Genomic DNA, 26,551 nt, shown 5'->3' on the forward strand with positions numbered 1-26,551 from the left:
TACACGTATTTTTAAAAAATACATAATTTCTAGAATCTAATTTCGATTTATTTTTCCTTTGTTTTCCTTAATATTCCAATCTAATCAATTATAATGCCAAGAAATCTTCATTTCACAAAACAATAATAACAAAAAAGATAACAGATACAGTATCAAAGATATATAAAAAATCCTCTTTTTATATATCAAAATGTATTTTTAATTTAATATTAAAAATATTCCCCAAATAATACTAGTATACTTTATTTTTCTTTAAAAACTAATTTTTCAGATTGAGTCTCAAGATTCCAAAACTAACAAAAATTATTCAACCAGAGTTAATTTTAGCTCATCATCAAACTTAATCAAATATGCCGCATTATTATGGTATCCACCTAAAAGTTTCTTAGAATAACTAAATTTATTCTCAACATACTCTGTTGTTCCTTCATAAGAAGCAGAGTGATATAGGTCATCAGCGGTTCCTAGCCGCATCAAAATATCATATGCTATATCAAAACCACGTATAGCCCAATTATTAGGATCGATACCGTATTCTTTCTTATATCGTTTAACAAATGGAGTTATTTCTTCACCTTCTTCTATTTCTTTACTATCAAACTCCTTATCTACCGATGGATAATGCATATGTAACTTTGATAAGTGTTCATTTTTAATATTATCATTATTAAATGCATTATTTTTATCTGTAGTAAACAATGTTATTTTATGGCTCTCTGCTTTGGCATTAAGTAAAGGAATAACATTACTTATCATTGCTACATCATTTGATTCCAGAAAAACCCAATTAGGTTTATTCTTATCCAAAACTTTATTCAGCCTAACTTCATAAAGGTAATTACCTTCTTCAATTTTAGCAATTTTAGCTTTAGGGAATTTAGCGACTAGCTTCTCTTTAATTTGCTCATATTTTGCCCCCTGTTGTACTATAATAATAATATTCTTATCGATCGAATCTTTTTCTACAAACGATATTATTTTATCCTGAAGTATTACATTAGTTGGACGGGTTTGAAAGAAATTGTCATACAAGCTTGATTCTTTTCTTGATGCAGGTGAAAAAACAGGTGTATTGTACTTTTTAAGTTCTGAAGCTACTATTTCTAAATTAGTTTGATATAATGGTCCAATCACCACATCTGTTTCGTTAAAATCATTTTCTGCCATTAGCTTTTTAATATACTCTTCATTATTACTTTTCTGAGTATCAAAAACATTAAGCTCTGTAGTAATCCCTCTTGTCCTAGCTGAATCTACAGCAATCAACACTCCGCTATAAAGATCTAATGCTATTCTAAGACTTTGTTTGCTTTTAAGAAATTCTTCGGTATCTTTTCTAGCATCAAAGTTTAACGTATCTAAACTAAAAGGTAACATTATAGCTACTTTTTTAGGAGAGAAATTATAAAGGTTTTTACTTAGGTCTATATATTTCCCTTTGGTCACGCCTAAGTCTGTAACTGCGCTTAATGTGTCTTTAGGAATTGTAATAACCATACCCGCTTTAAGCCCATCTCTTAAGTAAGGATTCATTTTAAACAAAGAATCAGCAGAAATACCTGTACGTTGTAAAATTCTAAAAACAGTCTCTTTAGGTTTTACTTCATACAACTCAAATCCTGGTTGAATTGAATCTTTTAGAGAGACAAAAATAGTCGTAGGTACTGTAATTTGCATTCCGATAGGAAAACTAGGATTCATGTTAGGATTGAGCTGTTCTAACTCTGCTATCGTAATTCCGTGTCTTCTTGCAATATTGTATTTAGTATCTTTTGGTTTTATTGTATATCTGGTTGTGGCAGATAATCTAGAATTGGTTGGATCCTTAATTGTTTCAACAGTTGAAGTCTCTTCTTCATATACTGGTATCCTTATTTTATCTTTCTTTCTTATCTGTTCAGAATATAACCGTTTATTATTCTTTTTTATATCCTCAACCGTAACTTCATACTTCTTTGCTATACCATATAACGTTTCTTTTCTTTTAACTTTATGAGTAATAAACCGAACAATTTTTCGCTCTTTAGGGATAACTTTCAAACTATCAAGCACAGTATCTTTTCCTTTTTCTGAAATCGCATCAATAGAGGTAGGATCCTTTTTTACAATTTTACCTACATTTAGTATTTGCCCTATATTAATACCTTTATCTGCTTCTGGATTAAGCAAGTAAATAGTTTCTATACTTATATTATATTTTTTAGACAGACTGTATACAGTATCATCTTTTTCTACAACATGAGTATTATATTCCTGATCATCTACTATTGGGATAGCTAAAATTTCTCCTTCGCTAATTCCATTTTTTGCAGTTGGATTTATTCTATATATTGCTTCTGGAGTTGTATTATAACGTTTAGCTATTCTGTATACATTTTCTCCTTTTGCAACGGTATGACTTTTATATTGCTGTGCAAAAGTTGAACCTGATACTATCAACAACAGAAATATCAATAAAAACTTTTTCATGTATTTATCCGATTTGTTTTTTAATTCCCTAACTTTTAATTTAATATATTTCTATTCCCATTCTATAGTCGCCGGAGGCTTAGAACTAATATCATATACTACTCTATTAACGCCTTTTACCCTGTTTATTATTGCATTAGAAGTTTTTTGTAGAAATTCATACGGTAGATTTACCCAATCTGCCGTCATCCCATCTGTACTTTCTACAGCTCTTAATGCCACACAATTTTCATAAGTACGCTCATCTCCCATTACTCCCACACTTTGCACAGGCAATAAAATAGCCCCTGCCTGCCAAACTTTGTTATAAAGACCATCTTCTTTTAATCCATTAATAAAGATAGCATCTACTTCTTGCAAGATAGCAACTTTCTCTGTTGTAATATCTCCTAATATTCTAATTGCTAATCCAGGACCAGGAAAAGGGTGTCTTCCTAACAATTCTGGATCGAGCTCCATCGATGCTCCTACTCTACGCACCTCATCTTTAAACAACATACGCAATGGCTCTACGACTTTCAATTTCATATAATCTGGCAGTCCACCAACATTATGATGTGATTTGATCGTAGCAGAAGGGCCATTTACAGATATAGATTCTATTACATCTGGATAAATTGTTCCTTGTCCCAACCATTTTGCATCTTCTATTTTATGAGCTTCATCATCGAATACTTCTATAAAAATCTTTCCTATAATTTTTCGTTTTCCCTCAGGGTCGCTTTCTCCAGCCAAAGCATCCAAAAAACGTGCCGAAGCATCAACGCCTTTAACATTAAGTCCCATTCCCTCATACTGTTTTAATACCGCAGAGAACTCATTTTTACGTAACAACCCATTATTAACAAAGATACAATGCAAGTTTTCACCAATAGCCTTATGTAATAATACTGCCGCTACTGTAGAATCTACACCTCCACTTAAACCTAATACTACTTTATCATTACCTATTTTATCCTTAAGCTCTGCTACTGTAGAATCCACAAAAGAATCAGGTGTCCAATCGGGTTGAACATCTGCAATTTTGATCAAGAAATTTTCTAATAATTTTTTCCCATCAGTAGAGTGATACACTTCTGGGTGAAATTGAATAGCATAAGTTTGCTCGTTTTCTATCCTATATGCTGCATTTTCTACATCACCAGTACTTGCTAATTTAACAGCTCCTGTAGGAAGTTTTTTTATAGTATCACTATGACTCATCCATACCTGAGAGCCTTTAGTAATATTTTCAAAAAACTGCTCTCCTTCTTGTACAAATGATAAATTAGCCCTACCATACTCTCGTGTATTTGATGGAGCAACTTCTCCTCCGCTAAAATGAGCCAGGTACTGAGCACCATAGCAAACAGCCAAAAGTGGCTTGTTACCCCGAATTGCTGATAAATCAGGATGAGGAGCATCTTCCCCTCTAACAGAGAAAGGAGAACCAGAAAGGATTACCGCCTTAAAGTCTGATATATTCTCGGGTAAGTTATTATAAGGGTGTATCTCACAATATATGTTTAACTCTCTAACTCGTCGTGCTATTAGCTGAGTATATTGCGATCCGAAATCTAAAATAAGTACGTTGTTTTGCATAGGCAAAAATAAAATTAAATTACAACCCTCGAAATCCTAAAAGGAATAATTTTCAATATTATTTACTATCTAAGTTTTTAGGCATCATTATTCTTATAAAACAAGCTATTACCAAAAACCTTCTACCTAAACCAATTAACCGTTCGTCGATATTTAAATGCATTTCGTCGATGACAATCATTGCAAATGACACAATAATTTTAAATTTACATCAGAAACCTTCTAACCTCCAATACGATGAATAACTTTACTTTGAAACTTGCCATAATAATCATTCTTTTTTCTAACACAAGATGTTTTGCCAACGATACTGAGTATAGTATAAAAATCTTTGATCAGCATATATCGAGTATGATTACAAAAATCCCTGATACCATGATGGATCAAAATACGTTTTACAGCACTTCATTAGAAAAAAAGAACGAAGTTCTTACAATGTCCATTTTAGATTTCATTAAAGAACATACTGATCCATATAAAAAGAAAAATGAGGCTCAGGGTAGTTGGATCAAAAGTACTAAATGGATTAAAGATCCAAATTGGATAAAAAGAGAGCTTGTGTAATTCACTGTATAAAGTTGTGAAGTATTTACGGCACACCTTCCAAATTAGACAAAAGATTCTACATACATTGCTTATTATTTCAGAATCAATAACACTTTACTTTATAGACTAAAAAAACCACTTCTGTTTTCAGCTACAGTAAAACACATCATTTCGTCATGTTTTGTAATAATTAAAACTTTTATAACGAAGTTTTAATGTATAAACTGGATTTAATAAATTCAAACATTTTGTCAACATCAAAAATATTTCTTTAAAATATTTCAAAAAAGTCAATCTTATTTTCATGTAAAGTTTAACGGATTACACCTAAACTTCAGCACGAAAAAAAATGACACCTAAGATTCTGTCTCCATTTTATTAATCTTACAAGGCATGTCCCCCTTTTGTCCCCCTACCTTTTTTTTATCTTTTACTCCTTAGTAATAAATTTAAAAGATAAAACTAGTTTCTAGATAACCAACTTTTTCAAAACAACATACGTATTACACAAATCAAAAATAATCCAACATCTGTCTATCTAAACACTAAATTTTAAAAAAAAATTAAATCAAAGCGTTACTTTTAATTGCTAAATCATTTTTTAATGAAACCCCTTTATCCCACCTACCTGCTTTTAACTTTTTTGTTTTTTAGTAATACAGTTTGGTCTCAAAACAAAAAAGTCATAGATAGTTTGACTCTATTGGTCTCCAACAAAAAAACTGCCGATACTACACAAATACTGGCCTATAATGACCTTGGTATTCAATATGCAGTTTCTGATCCAAAACAAGCTGAAATTTATATCAACAGGGCACTTATAATTGCTAAGCGGATCCAAAAACCAAGAGGTATTGCCGGTGCATATAACTGCATGGGAGTGGTATACTATTACCAAAAAGAACTAGATTCTGCACTAGTATATTTTAAAAAAGCATTAGCTATTAACACAGAAATAATGCATCAATGGGGTCAGGCTTCTGCTTTACATCAGATTGGAGCCATTCAAAATCTTCAAGGAAATTATCATGAAGCGATACAAAGTTTTCAAGAATCTGGTGAGATTTTTAAATCTAAAAATGATTCTCTTGCTTTTGCTAAATCTATAGAAAACATAGGTGTTTCATATAACCTGATGAGGCATCGACCAAAAGCCATCGAGTATTTTTTAAAAGCAATACAACTTTATGAAAAAATTAATAACCCCGTAGGAGTATGTCGTGGATACTATCATATTAGTTATATATTGATAAACCAACATAAGTATAAAGAGGCATTAAAATATCTAAATGAAGGATTACCTAAAATAGAAAAAGAGGGAAACAAGCAATTTATAGCATCAATTTTACAAAATACAGGCAATTGTTATAAAGGCTTAAAAAAATACTCTAAGGCACTGGATTATTTGCAAAGAGCACTGGATTATAGAAAGGCAATAGGAAACAAAAAAGCTATCGCACTTAACCAATCCATAATAGGAGATACGTATTATGAAAAAGAAGAATATAACACTGCTATGCAATACTATGAAAAAGCATTGTCGAATTACCCAACCACAAGAAATAACAAACAAAAATTATCTACATATAATGCCATTGCAAAAACCTATTTAAAAACAAAAAAAATAGATCTGGCAAAACATTACGTCTCAAAAGCGATTGCTATTAATAAAACAATCAAAGACTTGAAAAGAGAAAAAGAAATCAATCATACCTTATCTAATATTGCAGAGCAGGAGGGAAAAAGTACACAAGCATTGCAGTTTTATAAAAATTATGAGCGATTAAAAGATTCTTTATACGTTTTAGAAAATGAGAAGCGTGTAGGTGAACTACAAATCATTTTTGAAACCGAGAAAAAAGAGCGCCAAATCACAATGAAAAATACTGAAATTGAATTGCTCGAACAAAAAGCCAAGATGAGTAGTTTACAGCGAGCACTTTTAGTTATCGGGTTTGGATTACTCATGATTATTTTTAGTTTAGGGTTCTATGTTTTCAGGCTAAAAATAAAACGTTCAATTTTGGAAAAAGAAAAACTAAATTCAGAATTGAATTATAAAAAAAATGAATTGACTACTTATGCTTTACATATTGCAAAAAAGAATAAAGTCTTGGAAAATTTAAGAAATGAAGTAAAACTTATTAAGCATTCCGAGTCTAAAAATGCTCAATACAACTATCAAAAACTTATACAAACCATTAACTTTGATCTTAGAGATGATGAAAACTGGGAGAATTTTAGAAAATACTTTGAACAAGTTCACAAAGGGTTTTATTGCAGAATTAAAAAAAAACACTCTCATGTAACTACAAATGAATTACGATTTTTAGCACTTCTTAAGATGAATTTGTCTTCTAAAGAAATTGGCAGTATTCTCAACATCTCACAAGAAGGAGTAAAAAAAGCACGCTACAGGCTTCGAAAAAAACTAGACCTATCACCAGACTGCTCTTTACAAGATTTGATTTTAAACTTATAAAAATAGAGTCTATACTTTATTCTTTTAAAATCAAGAACTCTCCTTTTAAAGGTTCTAAATACTTCATCAATATTGGAATTAAATCAGAACCATACTCCAGATACAATTCTGTAAAGTTCTTGTTACGTTCTTGCAAACTTTGATTAGGAAAAAGTTCATTTTGCAGTGTTGTTAAACGTTTTACATGATCACTTAATTTGCGTCTTTGTGCTTTCAACAATCGTTTTTCTAAAACATCTAATCCTTTAAGTTGTTTTATTTCTTGTGCTTTTACTGCATTATTAAAAGTTACATCCGTTTGCTCTGCCAACTTATACATTTCCTCAAACTGCTCTTTCAAATGTTTACGCTGCGGATCAAAATTAATATCTATGTTTGATACTCGACGAACTTTACGGTTAATCAACTCATGTTGTTTCAAAAACAATTCTGTATCAGAAACATTGAGTTTTTCGATTTTCTCGGCTTGTTTTTTAGTTTGAATCAGCACAGAGTTACGAAGTAACAACATGGGAAAAGGAATATCTACAGTTTCAAAATAGTCTTTTAACTCTAACCAATACGCTAATTCTCCCCCTCCACCTATATAACAAAGATTAGGTAAAATCACTTCCTGATACAAAGGTCGCATCATTACATTAGGGCTAAATCTTTCTGGAAACTCAGAAAGTTCTTTTAATATCTCACTCTTGCTCCAGGAGATATCGGTTTCGTTCACGAAGTATCTTTCTTCTTTTTCAATAATTCGTTCGCGTAATCTATCTGCCAGGTAAAACAAATTAATTTCTCTTGGGTTTACCTGTACTTTATACCCTTGTACTTCTAGTTTTTCTGCTTTTGGTATTACCTTAGTATATGCAACCTGATCTATTAATTCTTTTTCAACAAACGGTATAAAAAGCTTCTTTAATTCCCGGTCATCCCCATCTATAATAACCAGACCATACTCACCAAACAATTCATTAGCCAGATATCGGGTTGCTTCGGCAAGGTTATTATGTTGTAGATATGCTTCCTTAAATAAGGTTTTAAGGTATTCTGCATTTCGTCCTGATCCAATTTCCGAAGAAAAAATCTCAAAAACTTTATCTAATCCTTCGGTATCAAAAACCCCTACCGCTCCTCCATCGTTACGATTCCATTGTACCTTTTTCCCAAAAAGATTAAAGTAATTAATCTCTTCAAAATCATGATCTTCTGTTGCCATCCAGTATATAGGTACAAAATCATATTCTGGATGCCTCTCTTTTAAATCTTTAGTAAGATTAATGGTAGAAATGATTTTATATAAAAAGTATAATGGCCCTGTAAAAAGATTCAGTTGATGTCCTGTAACCACAGTAAATGTGGTAGGTTTATCTAATGATTCTATATTTTGATTGGTGAGATCTGAAGGAACGACACCTATATATTGTTTGCGTAAAGCTTGTACCAATACTTTTCTATGCTCATTAGAAAAAGAGTGTTGTTTTTCTTCAATTTGGTCTTTGAAGTTTTCTAATTTTGGAAACCGATTATAAAAAGGTTGTAATTCAGATTTTTGATCTAAATAGTCACAAATAAGAGAAGAAAAGTAATTCGTATCGCTAAACGGAATACAGTCACTAGGCATAAGCAAACTTTTTGGTCGATAAATATACGGCGGATTGTGATCTCATCTGCTTTTTTATATTTTTTTTAATAGTTTGAAAGAATTCATCTATAAGTCTTTATATAAATATTAAAATTTATCAATATTCTCTATTTCAAATCCTAAATTTTAGTTAATACCGATTAAATCCTAGATTTAACTCGGTATTTTACCCTTTTAAAAGAATTCACCGATCAATGAAAAAACTAATCATCACACTCTTTGTCGTAACTATAACGACATGCTTAACCTATTCTCAAAACAAATTACAATCTCCTGCCGAATTTTTGGGCTATGAAATAGGTGACCAATTTACACGTCATGCAGATGTTGTAAATTATTTTAATCATGTTGCCGGCCATTCTAATATGGTAAGCTATCATACCTACGGAAAAACAAATGAACGTAGACCGTTGACTTATGCTATTGTTTCTTCTGAAGAAAATCTAAACAACATAGAAAACATAAGATTAAACAATCTAAAAAATATTGGTATTGCAGAAGGTACAGCTAATCCAGAAGTTGCGATTGTTTGGTTAAGTTATAATGTACATGGTAATGAAGCTTCTAGTACAGAATCTGCTATGCAAACTATCTATGAGTTAATCACTAAAAAAACCGCATGGTTAAAAAATACTGTAGTTATTATAGATCCTTGTATAAATCCTGATGGTCGTGACAGGTATGTAAACTGGTACAACCAGATAAAAGCAACACCTTATAACACGGATCAAACCGCAACAGAACATAATGAACCATGGCCGGGTGGAAGACCAAATCATTATTTATTTGATCTTAACCGTGACTGGGCATGGGCAACACAAGTAGAATCAAGACAACGTATAAAAGCATACAATACATGGATGCCGCATATTCATGTGGATTTTCATGAACAAGGGATTAATGAACCTTATTATTTTGCGCCTGCCGCAGAACCCTTTCATGAGATTATTACGCCATGGCAAAGAGATTTTCAAACTCAAATCGGTAAGAATCATGCTCGATATTTTGATGCAGAAGGATGGTTGTTTTTTACCAGAGAACGTTTTGATTTACTATACCCTAGTTATGGAGACACCTACCCTACTTTTATGGGAGCGATAGGAATGACATATGAGCAAGCCGGGCATGGACGTGCAGGTTTAGGTATCCAAACCGACGAAGGTTATGTATTAACGCTAAAAGATCGTGCGTTACACCACACCACAACCGGATTATCAACAGTCGAAATCTCATCTAATCAAGCTACAAAACTAAATACTGAGTTTAAGAAATTCTTTAATACCACTGGGCTTAAATATAAAAGCTATGTATTAAATGGAGAAGCCGATAAGATCAATGCATTAGTAAAATTGCTGGAAACTCACGATATCAAATATGGGTATACAAATACTGCAAAAATTTCGGGATTCAATTTTAAAGAAAATAAGCAAGGGAGTATTAATGCTAACGGAGCACTCGTGGTTAGTACTAATCAACCCAAAGGTAAAATGGTAAAAGTACTTTTTGAGCCAAACGCCAAGCTAAATGATCCATTGACTTATGATATTACAGCATGGAGTGTACCGCATGCTTACGGATTAAATGCCATTGCTTCGACTACATTGATTCCTGCTAACGGAAATAAGAAACCTAATACTATAAATAACGTTGCCAATTCATCTGGACCAGGATATATCGCGAAATGGAATAGTATAGATGACGCTGCTTTTATGGCAGACTTATTACGTCATAATATTAGAGTACGTTTTAGTGAAAAAGATTTTAGCAATGGTGCAGAGAATTTCAAAAAAGGAAGTCTTATTATCACCAAAAGTGATAATCGTAAAACCACTAATTACGATAAAATGGTTATTGATATTGCCAATACTCATCATCGAAAACTATATACTGCTCCTACTAGTTTTTCTAGTAAAGGGGTAGATTTTGGTTCTCCAGATGTAAAACTCATCAACAACCAACGCATTGCCGTGTTAAAAGGTAGATACACCTCTTCTTTAAGCTATGGAGAGATTTGGTATTTTTTCGAACAACAACTTAAATTTCCTATTACCTCAATTGATACAGATTATTTTAAGAATGTTGACCTTACCAAATATGATGTATTAGTTATGCCAAATGGATATTACAACAGCTATCTGGATAAAGGAGCTTTAGATAAATTGAAAAAATGGGTAAGCAGTGGTGGTAAAGTAATCGCAATTGGTAATGCCGTAAGAACCTTTGCCGATAAAAAAGGATTTAGTCTTAAGAAAAATAAGGCTGATAAAAAAGAAAAAGACTCTATTGGTAACCTTACGCCTTATGATCAACGTGAACGAAAAAGCGTAAAAAACTTTATTACGGGAAGCATTTTCAAGACCAAAGTAGACCCATCACACCCAATGGCTTTTGGATATGATGACACTTATTTTAGTTTAAAATTAGGAAGTAGTTCTTATAAATTTCTTCAAAATGGATATAATATCGCTTATATAGAAAAACCACAAAGTGTTTCTGGATTTGCAGGGGCAGATGCCTTAAAAAACTTGAATAACTCATTGGTATTTGGCGAATCAAGAGTAGGTAACGGAAGTATTATCTATATGGTAGACAATCCACTATTCAGATCTTTTTGGGAGAATGGAAAACTCTTCTTTGTGAATGCCATCTTTTTTGCTAATAATAATAAATTTAGAATTTAAATTAAATAATCATGATTAACTCACAACTCTCTACAACTTTTAAGACTGTAGCTTTATCGGCTATTGTACTTTTAGCCAGTTGTAACCAAAAGAAAGAAACTGTGGAAACAACAACAGCATCGGAACCTAAAGAGACAGCAAATGTCTTATTAACCAAATGGACTGGTCCATATGGTGGTACTCCTGCATTCGACAAAATGAATGTCGCTGACATAAAACCAGCCCTTGAAAAAGGAATGGAGCTTAATCTTAAAGAAATTGATGAGATTGCAAATAACTCTGAGGCCCCTACTTTTGAAAATACAATAGTTGCAATGGAGAGATCCGGAGCAGAACTCGATAGAGTTTTTACATATTACGGTATCCTAAGTAGTAATATGTCTTCTCCAGAATTTAGAGACGTTCAAAAAGAAATGGCTCCTAAGCTATCAGAATTTAGTTCTAAAATATCACAAAACGAAAAGCTGTTTAAGCGAATCAAAACGGTTTATGATAATGCTCAAAAAACACCATTAGAAGCAGATCAACAACGTGTGGTGGATCTTACCTATAAGTCATTCGCCATGAATGGAGCAGAGCTGGATGAAGAAAAGAAGAAACGCTATGCAGCAATCAACAAAGAATTATCAGAACTATATACCAACTTTTCTAATAATGTTTTAGAAGATGAAGAAGGATATGTTACCTATCTAACCAAAGATCAATTAAGCGGTTTATCAGAGCCTTTGATTAAAGCATATGCAAAAGCGGCAACCGATAGAGAGCAGGATGGTAAATATGCGGTGACCAATACGAGGTCTTCTATGGATCCTTTCCTTACCTATTCTGATGAGCGTGCTATACGTGAAAAAGTATGGAGAACCTACTATTCTAGAGGAGACAATGGTGATACTAAGGATAATAATGAAAATATCGCCAAAATACTAAAATTAAGAAAAGAACGTGTTGGTTTATTAGGACACGATAATTATGCAGACTGGAGGCTACAAAATCGTATGGCTAAGAATCCTGACAATGCTATGAAACTTATGAATGCTGTTTGGCCAGCTGCTATAGCAAGGGTAAAAGAAGAAGTAGTTGATATGCAAGCCGTAGCAGATGCAAATGGGGATAAGATAACAATCGAACCATGGGATTATCGCTACTATGCAGAAAAAGTAAGAAAGAAAAAATATGACCTGGATTCTGATGAAGTAAAACAATACTTACAATTAGATAAGTTAAGAGAAGCTATGTTCTTTGTTGCTGGTGAATTATTTAATTTTAAATTCACTCCTATCGAAGATGGTAAAGTTCCTGTTTTTCATGAAGATGTAAAAGTATGGGAAGTAAATGACAAAACTTCTGGAGAGCATATTGGATTATGGTATCTAGATCCGTTTGCCAGACCTGGTAAGCGATCTGGAGCATGGGCAACTACCTATAGAAGTCATACTACTTTTGATGGTAAAAAGAATGTACTGGGATCTAATAACTCTAATTTTGTAAAACCGGCTCCGGGAGAAGCCGTTTTAGTATCATGGGATGATGCTACTACTTTTTTCCATGAATTTGGTCACGCTTTGCATTTCTTCTCCTCAGAAGTGAAATATCCAACTCTTAATGGAGGTGTACGTGATTATACAGAATTTCAATCTCAATTGTTAGAACGTTGGTTATCTACCGATAAAGTAATTGATAATTATCTTGTACATTATAAAACCGGAGAAGCTATTCCAAAAACACTGGTTGATAAAATTAAAAAAGCAGCTACCTTTAATCAAGGGTTTGCTACAACAGAATACCTGGCCTCTGCCCTAATGGATATGAAATTTCATTTAGCAGACCCAACCAATATCGATGTAGATAAATTTGAAAAAGAAACACTAACAGAATTACATATGCCAAAAGAATTAGTGATGCGTCATCGCACACCACATTTTGGACATGTCTTTTCTGGAGAAGGATATGCCACTGCATATTATGGATATATGTGGGCAGATGTACTTACCTCTGATGCAGCAGAAGCATTTGCTGAAGCTCCAGGAGGATTTTATGATAAAGAAGTTGCTGCTAAACTGGTAAAATACCTTTTTGCACCACGCAACGCTATGGATCCTGCAGAAGCATATCGCAAATTTAGAGGACGTGATGCTAAGATTGAAGCATTAATGAAAGACAGAGGATTCCCGGTTCCTAAGTCGTAACTAAAAATAACATGTAATTAAAATGCACATATGCCATTATAACAGAGGGTATATGTGTATTTTTATATAGAAGAGAGTTATACTTCATTATAAAAATTAAACTATACGAAGTATAGAATAGATGTAGTTGTGATAAAAGAACTAATATGAAGCTTTTATGAAATACATATATAAATCAGCATTTGTACTTTGTGTTCTTGTACTTTTTTTTAATGGTAAAAAATATCAAAAATCATCATCAATGGATATAGTTAGAGGACTTAAGCTTGCCATTGCCAAGTTTACGAGTTTAGAACAAAAGCTTATTGTAAAAGTTGCCAAAAAACTAGAAAACAATGGATTTCCGGTTGATGATTTAACAAGAATTCACCTCAAAAAAAGAATGCTTAATGATAAGGGTTATTATACTAAGAATGAAATTACATTTTTTGTGAACCCCGGAGTTTATAAAGAAGATGAATTTAATTGGGGAATAGAAACAATTACTATAGACTGGGAAGACCCTTCTGTCGTAAGAACACCAGATGGAGGTATCGAGTTTGTGGTAGGTAATAAAGTAAAACCCGAAGATCTTGTGATGAGTCTTTATGGGATGAACGATTCTTATTCATACCATACACTTCTAAAAAATCATGATGGTATTGTGAAAAAAATAAATGATATCCTAGTGACCAATGATGTAGAAGAAATTAAGAATTTTGCTTCCCAAGGGATAGTAGAACTAATTAGAAATTATCTAATAGTAATAACAGCGCATAATGAAAATGTATATGAAATGGCAATAAGAAGGATAGATCATGACCTTATTGACTCTAATCACTTTAATGAACTCTTTGAGCAGTATCGTTTAAAAATAGACATAAACACGTCAAGAATAGAAGTGTTAGATAGATTTGATCCAACTTTCTTTCCTACTCCCGCTCCTGCTCCAGTACCACCAATTAAAAAGAAATTTTAGAGAATATAATGTAACCAAACTCTAAAAAAACAAAAACACAGAATGACAATTCAAGATTTAGGATATACCAATACTTTAGAGCAGTTTAGAATCAAACAAAATTTAGATTCTTTTGAAGTAGGCAGAATACTATCTGAGCATAAAGAAAGATATGTTATTAAGACTCCTATACATGAATTTGATGCAGAACTCATTGGTAATTTAAGATATACAGCAGAAAGCAGATATGACTTTCCTGCTGTTGGAGATTGGGTTGCCTTTTCAGAGTATGATGAAGGTAAAGCTCTAATTCATGCTATTTATCCTCGAAACTCTATCATAGAAAGACAAGCCGTTGGAGCATCAGGAAAAGTACAAATAATCGCAACAAACATTGATTATGGTCTAATTGTCCAAGCCGTTAACCGTGATTTTAATATTAATAGATTAGAAAGGTATTTAACAATCTGTAATGCCTCTAAAGTTGAACCCATTATTATTTTAAGCAAAATTGATTTGCTAAATGAAACCGATTTGCAGAATATCATAAACCAGATAAAGCAACGAATCAAAGACATTACAATACTTACAGTTAGCAACCAAACAGTCAAAGGGTATGATCATCTAAATCAAATTATCCAAAAAGGAAAAACATACTGTCTACTTGGATCTTCCGGAGTCGGAAAATCCACTCTTCTTAACAACCTTGCAGGTAAGCTACAAATGAAAACAGGAGAAATAAGTTCGAGTGTAAACAAAGGAAAACATATAACAAGTCATCGAGAGTTAATTGTATTGGAAAATGGTGGTATTTTGATCGATAATCCCGGGATGCGAGAAGTCGGGATTGCTGACACAACAAGTGGATTAGAAACTACATTCGAAACCATTATTGAATATGCTGACAATTGCAGATTTAAAGATTGCACACATGTGCATGAGGAAGGTTGCGCTATACTGGAAGCTGTTGAAAACGGAGAAATTGATAAAGACTCATATTCTAATTTTCGAAAAATGGAAAAAGAAAAAATGCATTTTGAATCAGATATCAAAGAGAGAAAAAAGAAAGATAAAGACTTAGGAAAAATGATTAGAAGTGTTCAAAAGCAGAGGAGGAATGATAAATACTAATAAAATGTAGTCAATATATGAATAACAGTATAAAACTGGAACCAGAAAAAATCATTAAAACCATCGATCTACTCGAAAAACGAGTTTCGGATCGATTTCCTGATTCGGGACTTAGAGAGGTTTGCTTTCAATTCTTGCATACTGCTCAAAAAAGCAAGCAAAATATTGATTGGATCTCTTCTCCAAATATTTTACTTCGTGTATTTTCTCATATGATCATACTAATCGGTTTAGGAGGTCTGATCTACAGTATCACCTATATTGATTTACAAATTGAAAATACTACCCTTGCTAATGTGGTTACTATTTCTGAAGCTATTTTTAATGATATCATACTATTAGGTGCTGCAATTTTTTTCCTTTTTTCATTAGAATCTAGACTAAAAATGAAACGAGCACTGAAATCTCTTAATGAACTCAGGGTAATTGCTCATGTTATTGATATGCATCAATTAACAAAAGATCCAAATGTCACTGATGTACCAGAATCTGCTACAGAAAACTCTCCTAAACGAACCTTTACTAACTTTCAGCTTCAGCGATATCTTGACTATTGCTCTGAAGCCACAGCATTAGTTGGTAAAGTTGCAGCCCTATATTCTCAAAGTCTACCCGACGAGAAAGTAGTAAGGGCGGTAAACGAAATCGAAATACTAACTACAGGACTAAGTAGAAAAATATGGCAAAAACTCATCATACTAAATGAATTAAAAGTCGATAAAAAATAATTAGTTGATACAAAAAACATCCTAAATCTCGTCAAGTAATAAAAATAAAAACATGAATCAAGACACTATAATCAAACAGATAACAACAGATCTTCTAGAAAGCTTTACCTATTTTGCTGATTCTAATCATACCGGGTATGACCCTTTACATCCGGTTTCTAAAATTGTATTTGCTGCTCAGGGAGAGATCACAACACCTCCGGATTTAGGCTTTATGGGATATGGTGGTGGATCTGAAGGAGAAGTCTTTAGTGATTGCGGAGTATTAGATTTAGAAGCATTTTTCCCGTTAAATGAAGAAGGCGATTATTATCGTGAAGATGATCACGAGTATAAAGAAAAATGCTTTCATAATGCTTGCCAGGGAGTCTTACAAGGTCTTACCGATATTGCTAAGAGTGATGAATTTCAAAAAATACCTAAAGAAGGTCCTGTGGTATTTGTCCTAAACCTAATAGATCAGTTTAATAAGGTACTATGTCGTATCCATCCTAACGGAGAAGTAGAATTACCACCAAAAAAGGAGTAGTATAAAATGAAAAAAATCAAATCTCTATTCATAATAATGATACTCTTCTCTTGCAATAGTGAAAAGAAACAGGTTCTTGAAAAAGAAGATGTTAAAGAAGAGAGTAGTATAAAAGACTTTACTAATTTTATTGCTGAAGGTTTTGAAATCGCTGTAGTTCAAAATGAAAAGAAGATAGCGTTTGGAGATTTGAATCAGGATGGTTATCAGGATTTTGTGGCCATAATTGTAAATTCAAACACCAATATAGAGGATACTGATCCCGAAGAGGTTAGAATTGCTATATACGAAGGATCAGAAAATGATACATATAAACAAAAAGCACTAAGCGGAAACTTAACTTCTGCTTTTATTTATAATGAAAATCCATCACTTAAAATAACAACCCATATACTAAGTATTAGTCATCAATCTATGAGGCATGACTATGAAATAAAATTTAGATTCGAAAAAAAATACAATGACTATATGCTTATTGGCTCAGAATTAAACAACTACGGGAATGCTACTCACGATGGGGCTGGAAACACCAGTATTAATTTCTTAACAAAAACAAAGGTTAAGAAAACATTAGAATATGATCATGAAAAAGAAGAATTAAAAGAACTGAAACCCGTTGTAACAAAAATCGAAGAGGACCTAATATCAATTACTCAAATTAGTGATCTTACTATATATAAAATTATAGGAAACGAATAATAACTAATGCTATATACAAAAATTTCATACTCATCAATACTTTATCAATCATGAAAACAATTAAATTTTTAGTATTTATTCTAATAATATCAGGAGTCTTGGTTTCCTGTAAAAAGAATACAGTAACAGAAGAGTCATCTACCGAAATCGTTGAGAATAAAGAATTTAAAGTCGACTTTGAGAAATTCACCCTCGATAATGGATTACAAGTGGTATTCCATATCGATCAATCAGACCCAGTTGTTGCTGTTGCCTTAACCGCGCACGTAGGTTCTGCCCGTGAGAAAGAAGGAAGAACTGGTTTTGCTCATCTATTCGAACATTTGCTTTTTCTCGAATCAGAGAATTTAGGGAAAGGTGGATTAGATAAAATGAGTGCTCGTATTGGTGGATCCGGAGCAAATGGTTCTACAAGTCAGGATCGCACAAACTATTACCAAACTGTACCTAAAGATGCACTTGAAAAAATGATCTGGGCAGAAGCTGATAAATTAGGCTTTTTTATCAATACCGTTACTGATCCCGTTCTCGCCAAAGAAAAACAAGTGGTTAAAAATGAAAAGCGCCAGAGTGTAGATAATCGCCCTTATGGACATGTTAATTATGTAATCGATAAAAACATGTATCCTGCAGATCACCCATATAGCTGGCAGGTAATTGGATCATTAGAGGATTTACAAAACGCTACGCTACAAGATGTAAAAGATTTCTATAATCATTGGTATGTCCCTAATAATGTTACACTTACTATAGCAGGAGATTTTGATCCGGATCAAGCCAAAACATGGGTGCATAAATATTTTGATGAAATTAAACGTGGAGAAGACATTCCTGCATTAGAAAAACGTCCCGTGGTTTTGACCGAGACTAAAAAATTATATTATGAAGATAATTTTGCACGTCTTCCGCAATTAACGATGACTTGGCCAACCGTACCAGTATATCATTCGGATTCATATGCTTTAGAAGTACTTTCTACATATTTATCTGAAGGAAAAAAAGCTCCTTTCAATAAAGTATTGGTAGAAGACAAGCAGCTTACTCCCGAAATTACCATGTTTAACTTTGGATCAGAATTAACAGGCCAATATCATTTGATTATTCGTGGATTTGAAAAAACAAATCTAAGTACTATTGATAGTGCCGTTTCTGAAGCTTTTACAAAATTTGAGACCGAAGGAATCTCGCAAGAAGACCTTGATCGTATTAAATCAAGTCAGGAAACTGCATTTTACAATGGTTTATCCAGTGTATTGGGTAAAGGCTTTCAGCTAGCACAATATGAAATTTTTGCAGGAGATCCCGGTTTTATTAACCAGGATGTAAAAAATATCCTTGCAGTAACCATTGATGATGTAAATAGAGTATATAATCAATATATCAAAGGAAAACATTATGTTGCCACAAGCTTTGTTCCTATCGGACAAAGTAATTTGGCTTTAAAAGATTCTAAACTTGCAGAGATAGTTGAGGAAAAAATTGTAGCAGGAGCAGAAGAAAATTTTGATGCCAGTATAGTGGTAGATTATAAGAAAACCCCATCTAGTTTTGATCGATCAACAGAACCGCCATATGGAGATACTCCAGAGGTTACCGTACCACAAGTATGGCAAGATCAGTTTTCGTCAGGAATAGAAGTATACGGAATACAAAATGATGAAATTCCTCTGGTACAATTTAGGATAAACATAAGAGGAGGTTTATTATTAGAAAAATCTGATAAAGTAGGTGTATCAAACTTATTGGCACAACTCATGACTAAAGGCACCCAAAACAAAACTACAGAAGAATTAGAAAATGCAATAGAAAGCCTGGGTGCATTTATTAATATTTCGGCAAGAGACGAAAGTATTATAATAAGTGGAAGTACTTTATCCAGAAACTATAGTAAAATTATGGCTTTGGTAGAAGAAATGATTCTTCAGCCAAGATGGGATCTTAAAGAGTTTGAGTTAATCAAGCAAAGTGTTATTAGCCAGATTCAACAAGAAAAAGCAAGCCCTAGAAGTATTGCCAGTAATGAATATGCTAAACTAAGCTATGGAAAAGATCATATTCTTTCTCATAATAATTTAGGTACAGAAACCTCTGTACCTTCTATTACAATAGAAGATCTTAAACAATATTATAGCACTAATATAGCTCCAAATGTAACCAAAATGCATGTGGTAGGTGATATCACAAAAGCTATGACAAAAACATCTCTAGCAAGCCTAAATACCAAATGGCAACACAAAGAGGTTAAATTCCCTGCTTTAAATGCACCTAAAGCTCCACAGCAGTCCAAAGTATACTTTTATGATGTACCCGATGCTAAACAATCTCAATTGCGATTTGGGTATCCTGCATTAGCAGCAACAGATCCAGATTATTATCCAGTCCAGATTATGAATTATCGCCTGGGCGGTGGTGGTTTTGCATCACAACTCACGCAACAATTACGAGAAGGCAAAGGATACACCTATGGTATACGCTCTGGGTTTTCGGGAAGTACTATCCCAGGAATGTTTACAATATCTAGCGGTGTAAGATCTAATGTCACCTATGAATCGGCTGATTTGGTTAAAGAAATTCTGAATAATTACGGGAAAAATTATACTCAAGATGATTTAGATATCACAAAAAGTTCTTTAATAAAAAGTAATGCAAGAGCTTTTGAAACCTTTAATTCTAAATTGAATATGCTAACTAATATGAGTACGTTTCAATATCCAAAAGATTATGTTACACAACGAGAGGCAATTGTAAATAATATGACCATAGATCAGATTAAAAAACTAACTGGTACATATCTAGACCCTAACAAAATGATTTACCTTGTGGTAGGTGATGCAAAAACACAACTCAAAAAACTAGAACAGTTAGGTTTTGGTACTCCCGTTTTATTGAATGAAGAAAATACAGCAGTTAAGGATTAAAGGTTCTATTTATTTCTTAAAACAGTAAACACAGGCCTATTCTGAACTTATATCAGAATAGGCCTGTGTTGTATTGATATAAATAATGAAAATCTATATTTACCTGCTGCAATCAATCCATAACCCCTTACCGTATAACGGTTAAGAAGACACTGTTTGTAAAACGTTTTTTTAATATACATCCAAAGACCTTGGAAACATAATTAACTAAATTTTATCAGTATCCATCAGAGAAATACATCTAATTAACTAAATGATTTTGTATTTTTAATTTAAGAAAATAGAAGTTTCTAAAAAGACTTTAGCAAGAACACTATTGTAGCATTATTTCTATAATTTTTATACCGAAATGAAACGGATACATGTATTTGAATTTGAGGATTTACATTGGTTTCCTGAAAACTTAAGAAACTATATGACCGATTTTTTACAATTTGGATCAAATACATTCGATATCTATAAAAGTATTATTCCTATTCTTGATAGAGGAATCAAAAGTGTAGGAAATAACCAAATAATTGATATTGCTTCTGGCGGTGGTGGCGGTTTAATTAAACTTGCAGAGCATCTAAAAAAGAATAATCCAACTTTAAAAATTACTCTATCTGATTATTATCCAAATCTGGATGCTTTTAAGAGAACTAAATCAAAGATGCCGGGTATATTCGATTTTATTGACTACCCTGTGGATGCAATGAATGTTCCTTCAGAATTAAAAGGGTTTAGGACTCAATTTATATCTCTACATCATTTTAAGCCAGAAAATGCAAAAGCCATTTTTCAAAATGCTGTAGACACCAATCAGCCCATTGGAGTTTTTGAACCACAACAAAGAAATATCAAAAGCATGATCCCTATGCTCTTATCACCTATTACTGTTGTATTAATGACTCCTTTTATAAGACCTTTTAAACTGGGTCGGTTATTATTTACCTATCTCATCCCGATATTACCGCTGTTTATACTTTGGGATGGTGTAATCTCTGTATTGAGAACGTATACAATTCCTGAGTTGAAACAAATGATCTCTGAATTGAATAATAGCAATAATTTTGATTGGGAAATTGAAGTAAAAAAAGGGAAACCAAGTGAAATTTTATATGTATTAGGTTTGCCAAAAGAAAATTAATTATTCATATCATTGACTATGAAAACAATTATACACAAATCAAATACCCGGGGAAAAGCAGAGCATGGATGGTTAAGTTCTCACCACTCTTTTAGTTTTGCAAATTATTATGATCCAAAGAGAATGAATTTTGGGGTATTACGTGTGCTTAATGATGATATAGTTGCACCAGGTATGGGCTTTAGAAAACATCCACATGATAATATGGAAATTATATCTATTCCTTTAGAAGGAGACCTAGAGCATAAAGATAGTATGGGAAACACAACGGTTATTAAACAAGGTGACATACAAGTTATGAGTGCAGGTACAGGGGTATTTCATAGCGAGCATAATAGAAATACTGATCAAGAAGTAAAATTTTTACAGATTTGGGTTGTTCCTAATCAAAGAGATGTCGAGCCCAGATATGATCAAATTACTTTGCATACCAAAAATCTACAAAATCAATTATATCAGATTCTCTCCCCCAACACAGATGATTCGGGAGTATGGATACATCAGAATGCCTGGTTTCATATAGGTGAATTAGAAATGGGAAATATCCAAAACTATACTCTAAAAGATTCAAAAAATGGAGTATACGTATTTATACTAGATGGTGATGTTACTATAGAAAATCAAAACCTACATAAAAGGGATGGACTTGGTATATGGGAAACAGATCGTATTAAAATTAAAGCTGATAATGACTCAAAAATATTACTAATGGAAGTACCAATGACTAGTTGATTTTGATTATACCATATATAGAAATTTCATTTTTAAATGAAAAACGCATTACATATTATCAAATCAGTTTTTTTTAGTCCTAACGTTTAACAAGACATATGTTCTTCGCACTTAATAATACATAATAATCAACAAAAATAGGTTATTAATAATTATTCAATAATAAATAACTAAAAAAGACCCCCAATGTTATCAAATTGTTAACTATTGATCTTATTAGAGTAACTTCAGTGTTAGCAAATTTTCAATAAAATGATTCAAAAATTGATAAAATCATTCTTGTTTCTATAGAGCATTGTATAATTAAGAATTCCTTCGGTATTCTGATTGAAAACTTCATAATCCATTCTTTTTAAAACTTCTGATTATCAAATAATTCGTTAGTGAAATTTTAATATTTCGTGTCATTTTTTTAGATACATTTGCCGCCGATTTAAATAAATAAAAATTTTAACCCAAAATAAAATTTAAAACGATGATCAAAAAATTACCATTTCTACTTGCAGTTGTTATTATCTTATTTTCATGTGAAGCAGAGTCATTTGATGAAAATGCATTCACTCCAGAAAACGGACCTGAAGTTAACCCTGAAATTAATCCTGCAATTGAGCCAGGAAAAATCATTGATAATTACATTGAAGTTGACGGTGGTTTAAATAACTAAACTAAGGAGATAAAGCTCCTTGGTCAAAAAATAGTTTCTCTTTATACGAGTATAGAGTTAGCCAAAAAGCAAAAGAATCTATTTTAAAAGAGACTGTCTGTAAAGGCAGTCTTTTTTGTTTTGAAAGTTTTCTTAGATTTCTTTTTCTTAAAAAGTAATATTTTCCTGTGATCGTGGATAAACGAATAAAAAAACCATCCTTAGTTAACAGGATGGTTTTTACAAAAAGTTCAAAGCTTTCAATACTTTATTCTTAATACATGTACCTTAAAGCTATTCTATCATAATTACTAAATTCTCCATCTTCATTACCACTAAAACAGGCAATCATAACAGAATCAGTATCTAAACCTTGTTGACCAGTTTGATTGGCTGTTGGTGTACCAGGAACATGAATAGCTCCAACACTACCTTGTCCTTCGTTGTTAGAATCTCTGCAATTTCTTCGAGCGTAGTTAGTATGTCTTAAACCAACTGCATGGCCCATCTCATGAGTCATTAAATGCTCTACAACATTAGCACTATAATTGTCTATACCACCATATATTTCAATGAATTTTCCTGGTCGACCTCTACTAGGAAATTCTGCCTGACCTCCTGCACTCGATCCACCAAAATTTTGAACTACAATATCGCCATTTGTGCTAGCCGAAAAAGTTAGTCTAAAAGTTAAAGAGGTACTAACTGCATTGTAATTATTTACAGCCCACTGTAAGCCAGTACGCATTTTACTAGTCAATGCACGACCACTTCCTGTATAACCAATAACATTAATTGTACGTCCTTGGCTTACAAGATTTCTAGTTCTATATTGCTTAGTACCATTATCCATTTTTTCTAAAGCCTGTTCTGCTAAGTTATCAAGTGCAATAGCAATATCATGAGACTTAATTGCTTTTATTGTTGATCCATCAGGGCGCTTTAGCGTTGTATACTCAGCTCCATTAGGATTAACCCCAGCATCCAAAAGTCCTTGGATATGAGCTTTTGAAAGCTGTTCTTTAACAGCTTCTTCTTGTGTTTCATTAGAAACTTCTTTTTTTTCGCAAGATGTTGTAAATCCTGCAACGATAGCGCAAAGCGCTAATAATTTGATTTTTTTCATTCTAATTAAATTGAGTTTGTGTAGTTATTAAAACTAAAAACAGAGTTTAAAAACTCTATTTCTAAATACAATTATATAGAAAGCTTTGAACTTTTCTAATTTTTTGCGGTTTGAAGATATGTTATTTTTACGAAAGATTAAGCTAATATTTTGAAGTATTTATTGTAAATACGTCAAAATTATATGATTCTTCTAAAAAAATTATCAAAAATCTAATTTTCAAATAACAATAAAATCGATCAAATACACAATTCACATACCCAATTAACAAGTGAATAAAGTCTTAAGACAAAAGGCTAATAAAGATCCTAAGGAAAACGAAAGTTTTTTCTTACACATCATAGAATTTAGATTTAAAAAAATAATCAACTTCAATATTTTAAATATTTAACAAAAATCAAAAAACTATACTCTTATTAAACAATAAGAAGAAAAATCAGGGAAACTAAAAAGGTCATTTATATACTTTTTAAATAGCCTCTTTTTATAAAAAAAACAAACAGTATCTTTAAAAAACAATTCCTAAAAAATGAAAACATTAAATAGAATCCTTTTTTTTCTTTTTATTGGGCTAGGATGCTCTCAGATTATTGCTCAAGAAACAATAGATCATAAATACAAAGAATTTAATTTTTGGGTCGGAGAATGGAATGTATATAAACATAATACAGATTCTATTGTAGGAAAGAGTACAATAGAATCGATTGTGGACAATAAAGTTATTAAAGAAACCTACCGTTCTACAACATCAAAATATCATGGTACAAGTCTAAATAAATACAATCCCAGAACTGATCAATGGGAGCAATTTTGGGTAGATAATAGTGGGCTTACCTTGCACATTATTGGCAATCTTGAAGATGGTAAAATGGTATTACAAAATGAAGTGACTACAAAAAAGGGAGTAGTATTAAACAAAATCAAGTGGCAAAAAAACAGGGATACTACAATAAGACAAACCTGGTATCAAAGCACTGATAAAGGAAAAAATTGGATAACTGTATTTGATGGTGATTATAAACCTGTAAAAGAAAATTAAATCACCTCTCCATATAAATCAAAATCCTCTGCTTCATTTATTTTTACTGTTGTAAAGTCACCTGTTTTAAGGTAATACTTAGATGCATCTATAAGCACTTCATTATCTACATCTGGAGAGTCAAACTCGGTACGGCCTACAAAGTAATTTCCTTCTTTGCGATCTACAACTACTTTAAATTCTTGTCCGATTTTTTGTTGATTTAGCTCCCATGAGATTTGCGATTGAATCTCCATAATCTCATTTGCTCTTTCCATCTTTATTTCTTCTGGTACATCATCTTCTAGATTAAAAGCATGAGTATTTTCTTCATGTGAATATGTAAAGCATCCCATACGTTCAAAACGCATTTCTTTTACCCATTCTCTCAATGTTTCAAAATCTTCCTGCGTTTCTCCCGGATATCCCACGATAAGTGTGGTACGAATAGTCATTTCGGGAACAGCTTCTCTAAATTCTTCAAGAAGTTTTGTTGTTTTTGCTTTGGTAGTTCCTCGTCGCATTGATTTTAGTATCGGATCAGATATATGCTGTAAAGGTATGTCGATATAATTGCACACTTTTGGTTCTTCTTTCATTACTTTAAGTACTTCCATAGGAAACCCTGTCGGAAATGCATAATGTAAACGTATCCATTCTATACCATCAACTTTTACCAATGCTCTTAGTAAATCTGCTAATTTTCTTTCTTTATATAGGTCTAGTCCGTAATAGGTTAAATCCTGTGCAATCAGAACTAATTCCTTTACTCCATCTGCAGCTAACTTTTCTGCCTCTATTACCAATTCTTCTATGGGAGTAGATTTATGAGTACCTCTCATCAAAGGTATTGCACAAAAAGAGCAAGGACGATCACATCCCTCTGCAATTTTAAGGTATGCATAATTTTTTGGAGTTGTAGTTAATCGTTCTCCAATCAATTCGTGTTTATAATCGGCTCCTAAAGCCTTTAATAATCCGGGGAGCTCTGTAGTACCAAAGTATTGATCTACATCAGGAATTTCTTCCTCCAAATCTGGCTTATACCGTTCTGACAAACAACCAGTAACAAAAATTTTATCGACTGCTCCTTCTTCTTTTTTCTGCACATACTCTAAAATAGTATTTACAGACTCTTCTTTGGCATTAGCAATAAAACCACATGTATTAATGACAACAATATTTCCTTCCTCTTCATGAACAACCTCTTTATTATTGGCACGCAGTTGTCCCATCAACACCTCACTATCATATACATTTTTACTACACCCAAGTGTAACTACATTGATTTTGTTCTTCTTTAATGTCTTTGTTCTCATATCTTCCGGATAAAGGTGTGCAAAGATACAAGGATTAACCAAAGTATACGATATAAATTGAATA

The 26,551-nt window shown here is 32.5% G+C and carries 19 protein-coding genes; 14 read left to right on the plus strand and 5 right to left on the minus strand.

Translation table 11 applies throughout. The annotated features are described in order from the left end of the window. Positions 1 to 303 precede the first annotated feature (303 nt). Positions 304 to 2,469 carry a LysM peptidoglycan-binding domain-containing protein gene (locus tag Z054_RS0117130; RefSeq protein ID WP_024771272.1) on the minus strand — a complete coding sequence of 722 codons (2,166 nt, stop codon included), beginning with the start codon at positions 2,467 to 2,469 and terminating at the stop codon, positions 304 to 306. 51 nt (positions 2,470 to 2,520) lie between these two features. Continuing rightward, complete coding sequence (guaA, locus tag Z054_RS0117135; protein ID WP_024771273.1) at positions 2,521 to 4,050, minus strand: glutamine-hydrolyzing GMP synthase; 1,530 nt, start codon at positions 4,048 to 4,050, stop codon at positions 2,521 to 2,523. 351 nt (positions 4,051 to 4,401) lie between these two features. On the opposite strand from guaA, the gene Z054_RS0117140 reads away from it, so the two are divergent. Next, positions 4,402 to 4,614, plus strand: coding sequence for a hypothetical protein (locus Z054_RS0117140; RefSeq protein WP_152538592.1), 213 nt, complete (start codon positions 4,402 to 4,404; stop codon positions 4,612 to 4,614). A gap of 586 nt (positions 4,615 to 5,200) precedes the next feature. Next, positions 5,201 to 7,078 carry a tetratricopeptide repeat protein gene (locus tag Z054_RS0117145; RefSeq protein WP_024771275.1) on the plus strand — a complete coding sequence of 626 codons (1,878 nt, stop codon included), beginning with the start codon at positions 5,201 to 5,203 and terminating at the stop codon, positions 7,076 to 7,078. 16 nt (positions 7,079 to 7,094) lie between these two features. Here the strand turns inward: Z054_RS0117145 and bshC are convergent, their stop codons facing one another. Next, entirely contained in the window at positions 7,095 to 8,690 is a 1,596-nt protein-coding gene (gene bshC / locus Z054_RS0117150; RefSeq protein ID WP_024771276.1) for a bacillithiol biosynthesis cysteine-adding enzyme BshC, read from the minus strand. Between the two features lie 215 nt (positions 8,691 to 8,905). Here bshC and Z054_RS0117155 point away from each other — a divergent pair, with 215 nt between their 5' ends. The 11 genes from Z054_RS0117155 (at position 8,906) to Z054_RS0117205 (ending at position 23,045) form a co-directional block, all read left to right on the plus strand. Then, on the plus strand, positions 8,906 to 11,392 hold the full coding sequence (locus Z054_RS0117155; RefSeq protein ID WP_024771277.1) for a M14 family metallopeptidase: 2,487 nt from the start codon (positions 8,906 to 8,908) through the stop codon (positions 11,390 to 11,392). Between the two features lie 11 nt (positions 11,393 to 11,403). Further along, positions 11,404 to 13,578, plus strand: a complete 2,175-nt coding sequence (locus Z054_RS0117160) for a M3 family metallopeptidase (protein ID WP_024771278.1) — start codon at positions 11,404 to 11,406, stop codon at positions 13,576 to 13,578. A 157-nt stretch (positions 13,579 to 13,735) separates the two neighbouring features. Further along, positions 13,736 to 14,536, plus strand: a complete 801-nt coding sequence (locus Z054_RS0117165; RefSeq protein ID WP_024771279.1) for a hypothetical protein — start codon at positions 13,736 to 13,738, stop codon at positions 14,534 to 14,536. A 42-nt stretch (positions 14,537 to 14,578) separates the two neighbouring features. Beyond that, complete coding sequence (gene rsgA, locus Z054_RS0117170; RefSeq protein WP_024771280.1) at positions 14,579 to 15,646, plus strand: ribosome small subunit-dependent GTPase A; 1,068 nt, start codon at positions 14,579 to 14,581, stop codon at positions 15,644 to 15,646. A 17-nt stretch (positions 15,647 to 15,663) separates the two neighbouring features. Then, the gene (locus Z054_RS0117175) at positions 15,664 to 16,374 is read left to right on the plus strand and encodes a hypothetical protein (RefSeq protein ID WP_024771281.1); all 711 of its coding nucleotides are present in this window, start codon (positions 15,664 to 15,666) and stop codon (positions 16,372 to 16,374) included. A gap of 52 nt (positions 16,375 to 16,426) precedes the next feature. Continuing rightward, complete coding sequence (locus Z054_RS32150; protein ID WP_024771282.1) at positions 16,427 to 16,903, plus strand: hypothetical protein; 477 nt, start codon at positions 16,427 to 16,429, stop codon at positions 16,901 to 16,903. 6 nt (positions 16,904 to 16,909) lie between these two features. After that, entirely contained in the window at positions 16,910 to 17,602 is a 693-nt protein-coding gene (locus Z054_RS0117185) for a hypothetical protein (RefSeq protein ID WP_024771283.1), read from the plus strand. Positions 17,603 to 17,652: 50 nt separating this feature from the next. Continuing rightward, positions 17,653 to 20,520, plus strand: coding sequence for a M16 family metallopeptidase (locus Z054_RS0117190; RefSeq protein WP_024771284.1), 2,868 nt, complete (start codon positions 17,653 to 17,655; stop codon positions 20,518 to 20,520). Positions 20,521 to 20,869: 349 nt separating this feature from the next. After that, a complete protein-coding gene (locus Z054_RS0117195) occupies positions 20,870 to 21,649 on the plus strand; it encodes a hypothetical protein (protein WP_024771285.1) in 780 nt (259 codons plus the stop codon). An 18-nt stretch (positions 21,650 to 21,667) separates the two neighbouring features. Then, positions 21,668 to 22,381 carry a pirin family protein gene (locus Z054_RS0117200; protein WP_024771286.1) on the plus strand — a complete coding sequence of 238 codons (714 nt, stop codon included), beginning with the start codon at positions 21,668 to 21,670 and terminating at the stop codon, positions 22,379 to 22,381. A gap of 475 nt (positions 22,382 to 22,856) precedes the next feature. Then, positions 22,857 to 23,045: a hypothetical protein gene (locus tag Z054_RS0117205; RefSeq protein ID WP_024771287.1), complete on the plus strand. Its 189-nt coding sequence runs from the start codon at positions 22,857 to 22,859 to the stop codon at positions 23,043 to 23,045. A gap of 253 nt (positions 23,046 to 23,298) precedes the next feature. Here Z054_RS0117205 and Z054_RS0117210 read toward each other — a convergent pair whose 3' ends face one another. Beyond that, the gene (locus Z054_RS0117210) at positions 23,299 to 24,150 is read right to left on the minus strand and encodes a M57 family metalloprotease (protein ID WP_024771288.1); all 852 of its coding nucleotides are present in this window, start codon (positions 24,148 to 24,150) and stop codon (positions 23,299 to 23,301) included. 529 nt (positions 24,151 to 24,679) lie between these two features. On the opposite strand from Z054_RS0117210, the gene Z054_RS0117215 reads away from it, so the two are divergent. Beyond that, entirely contained in the window at positions 24,680 to 25,189 is a 510-nt protein-coding gene (locus Z054_RS0117215; protein ID WP_024771289.1) for a hypothetical protein, read from the plus strand. Here the strand turns inward: Z054_RS0117215 and rimO are convergent. After that, a complete protein-coding gene (rimO, locus tag Z054_RS0117220) occupies positions 25,186 to 26,487 on the minus strand; it encodes a 30S ribosomal protein S12 methylthiotransferase RimO (protein ID WP_024771290.1) in 1,302 nt (433 codons plus the stop codon). The two genes, Z054_RS0117215 and rimO, sit on opposite strands and share 4 nt — an antisense overlap. Between the last annotated feature and the right edge of the window lie 64 nt (positions 26,488 to 26,551).

The organism is Aquimarina macrocephali JAMB N27 (assembly GCF_000520995.1).
Classification (GTDB): Bacteria; Bacteroidota; Bacteroidia; order Flavobacteriales; family Flavobacteriaceae; genus Aquimarina; species Aquimarina macrocephali.

What these genes read in the sequence shown, in the direction of transcription:
- Z054_RS0117200 (WP_024771286.1), top strand. Translation starts at nt 21,668, where the DNA reads ATGAAAACAATTATACACAAATCAAATACCCGGGGAAAAGCAGAGCAT.
- Z054_RS0117215 (WP_024771289.1), top strand. Translation starts at nt 24,680, where the DNA reads ATGAAAACATTAAATAGAATCCTTTTTTTTCTTTTTATTGGGCTAGGA.
- Z054_RS0117210 (WP_024771288.1), bottom strand. Translation starts at nt 24,150, where the DNA reads ATGAAAAAAATCAAATTATTAGCGCTTTGCGCTATCGTTGCAGGATTT.
- Z054_RS0117165 (WP_024771279.1), top strand. Translation starts at nt 13,736, where the DNA reads ATGAAATACATATATAAATCAGCATTTGTACTTTGTGTTCTTGTACTT.
- rimO (WP_024771290.1), bottom strand. Translation starts at nt 26,487, where the DNA reads ATGAGAACAAAGACATTAAAGAAGAACAAAATCAATGTAGTTACACTT.
- Z054_RS32150 (WP_024771282.1), top strand. Translation starts at nt 16,427, where the DNA reads ATGAATCAAGACACTATAATCAAACAGATAACAACAGATCTTCTAGAA.
- Z054_RS0117185 (WP_024771283.1), top strand. Translation starts at nt 16,910, where the DNA reads ATGAAAAAAATCAAATCTCTATTCATAATAATGATACTCTTCTCTTGC.
- bshC (WP_024771276.1), bottom strand. Translation starts at nt 8,690, where the DNA reads ATGCCTAGTGACTGTATTCCGTTTAGCGATACGAATTACTTTTCTTCT.
- guaA (WP_024771273.1), bottom strand. Translation starts at nt 4,050, where the DNA reads ATGCAAAACAACGTACTTATTTTAGATTTCGGATCGCAATATACTCAG.
- Z054_RS0117140 (WP_152538592.1), top strand. Translation starts at nt 4,402, where the DNA reads ATGATTACAAAAATCCCTGATACCATGATGGATCAAAATACGTTTTAC.
- Z054_RS0117145 (WP_024771275.1), top strand. Translation starts at nt 5,201, where the DNA reads ATGAAACCCCTTTATCCCACCTACCTGCTTTTAACTTTTTTGTTTTTT.
- rsgA (WP_024771280.1), top strand. Translation starts at nt 14,579, where the DNA reads ATGACAATTCAAGATTTAGGATATACCAATACTTTAGAGCAGTTTAGA.
- Z054_RS0117195 (WP_024771285.1), top strand. Translation starts at nt 20,870, where the DNA reads ATGAAACGGATACATGTATTTGAATTTGAGGATTTACATTGGTTTCCT.
- Z054_RS0117130 (WP_024771272.1), bottom strand. Translation starts at nt 2,469, where the DNA reads ATGAAAAAGTTTTTATTGATATTTCTGTTGTTGATAGTATCAGGTTCA.
- Z054_RS0117175 (WP_024771281.1), top strand. Translation starts at nt 15,664, where the DNA reads ATGAATAACAGTATAAAACTGGAACCAGAAAAAATCATTAAAACCATC.
- Z054_RS0117160 (WP_024771278.1), top strand. Translation starts at nt 11,404, where the DNA reads ATGATTAACTCACAACTCTCTACAACTTTTAAGACTGTAGCTTTATCG.
- Z054_RS0117190 (WP_024771284.1), top strand. Translation starts at nt 17,653, where the DNA reads ATGAAAACAATTAAATTTTTAGTATTTATTCTAATAATATCAGGAGTC.
- Z054_RS0117205 (WP_024771287.1), top strand. Translation starts at nt 22,857, where the DNA reads ATGATCAAAAAATTACCATTTCTACTTGCAGTTGTTATTATCTTATTT.
- Z054_RS0117155 (WP_024771277.1), top strand. Translation starts at nt 8,906, where the DNA reads ATGAAAAAACTAATCATCACACTCTTTGTCGTAACTATAACGACATGC.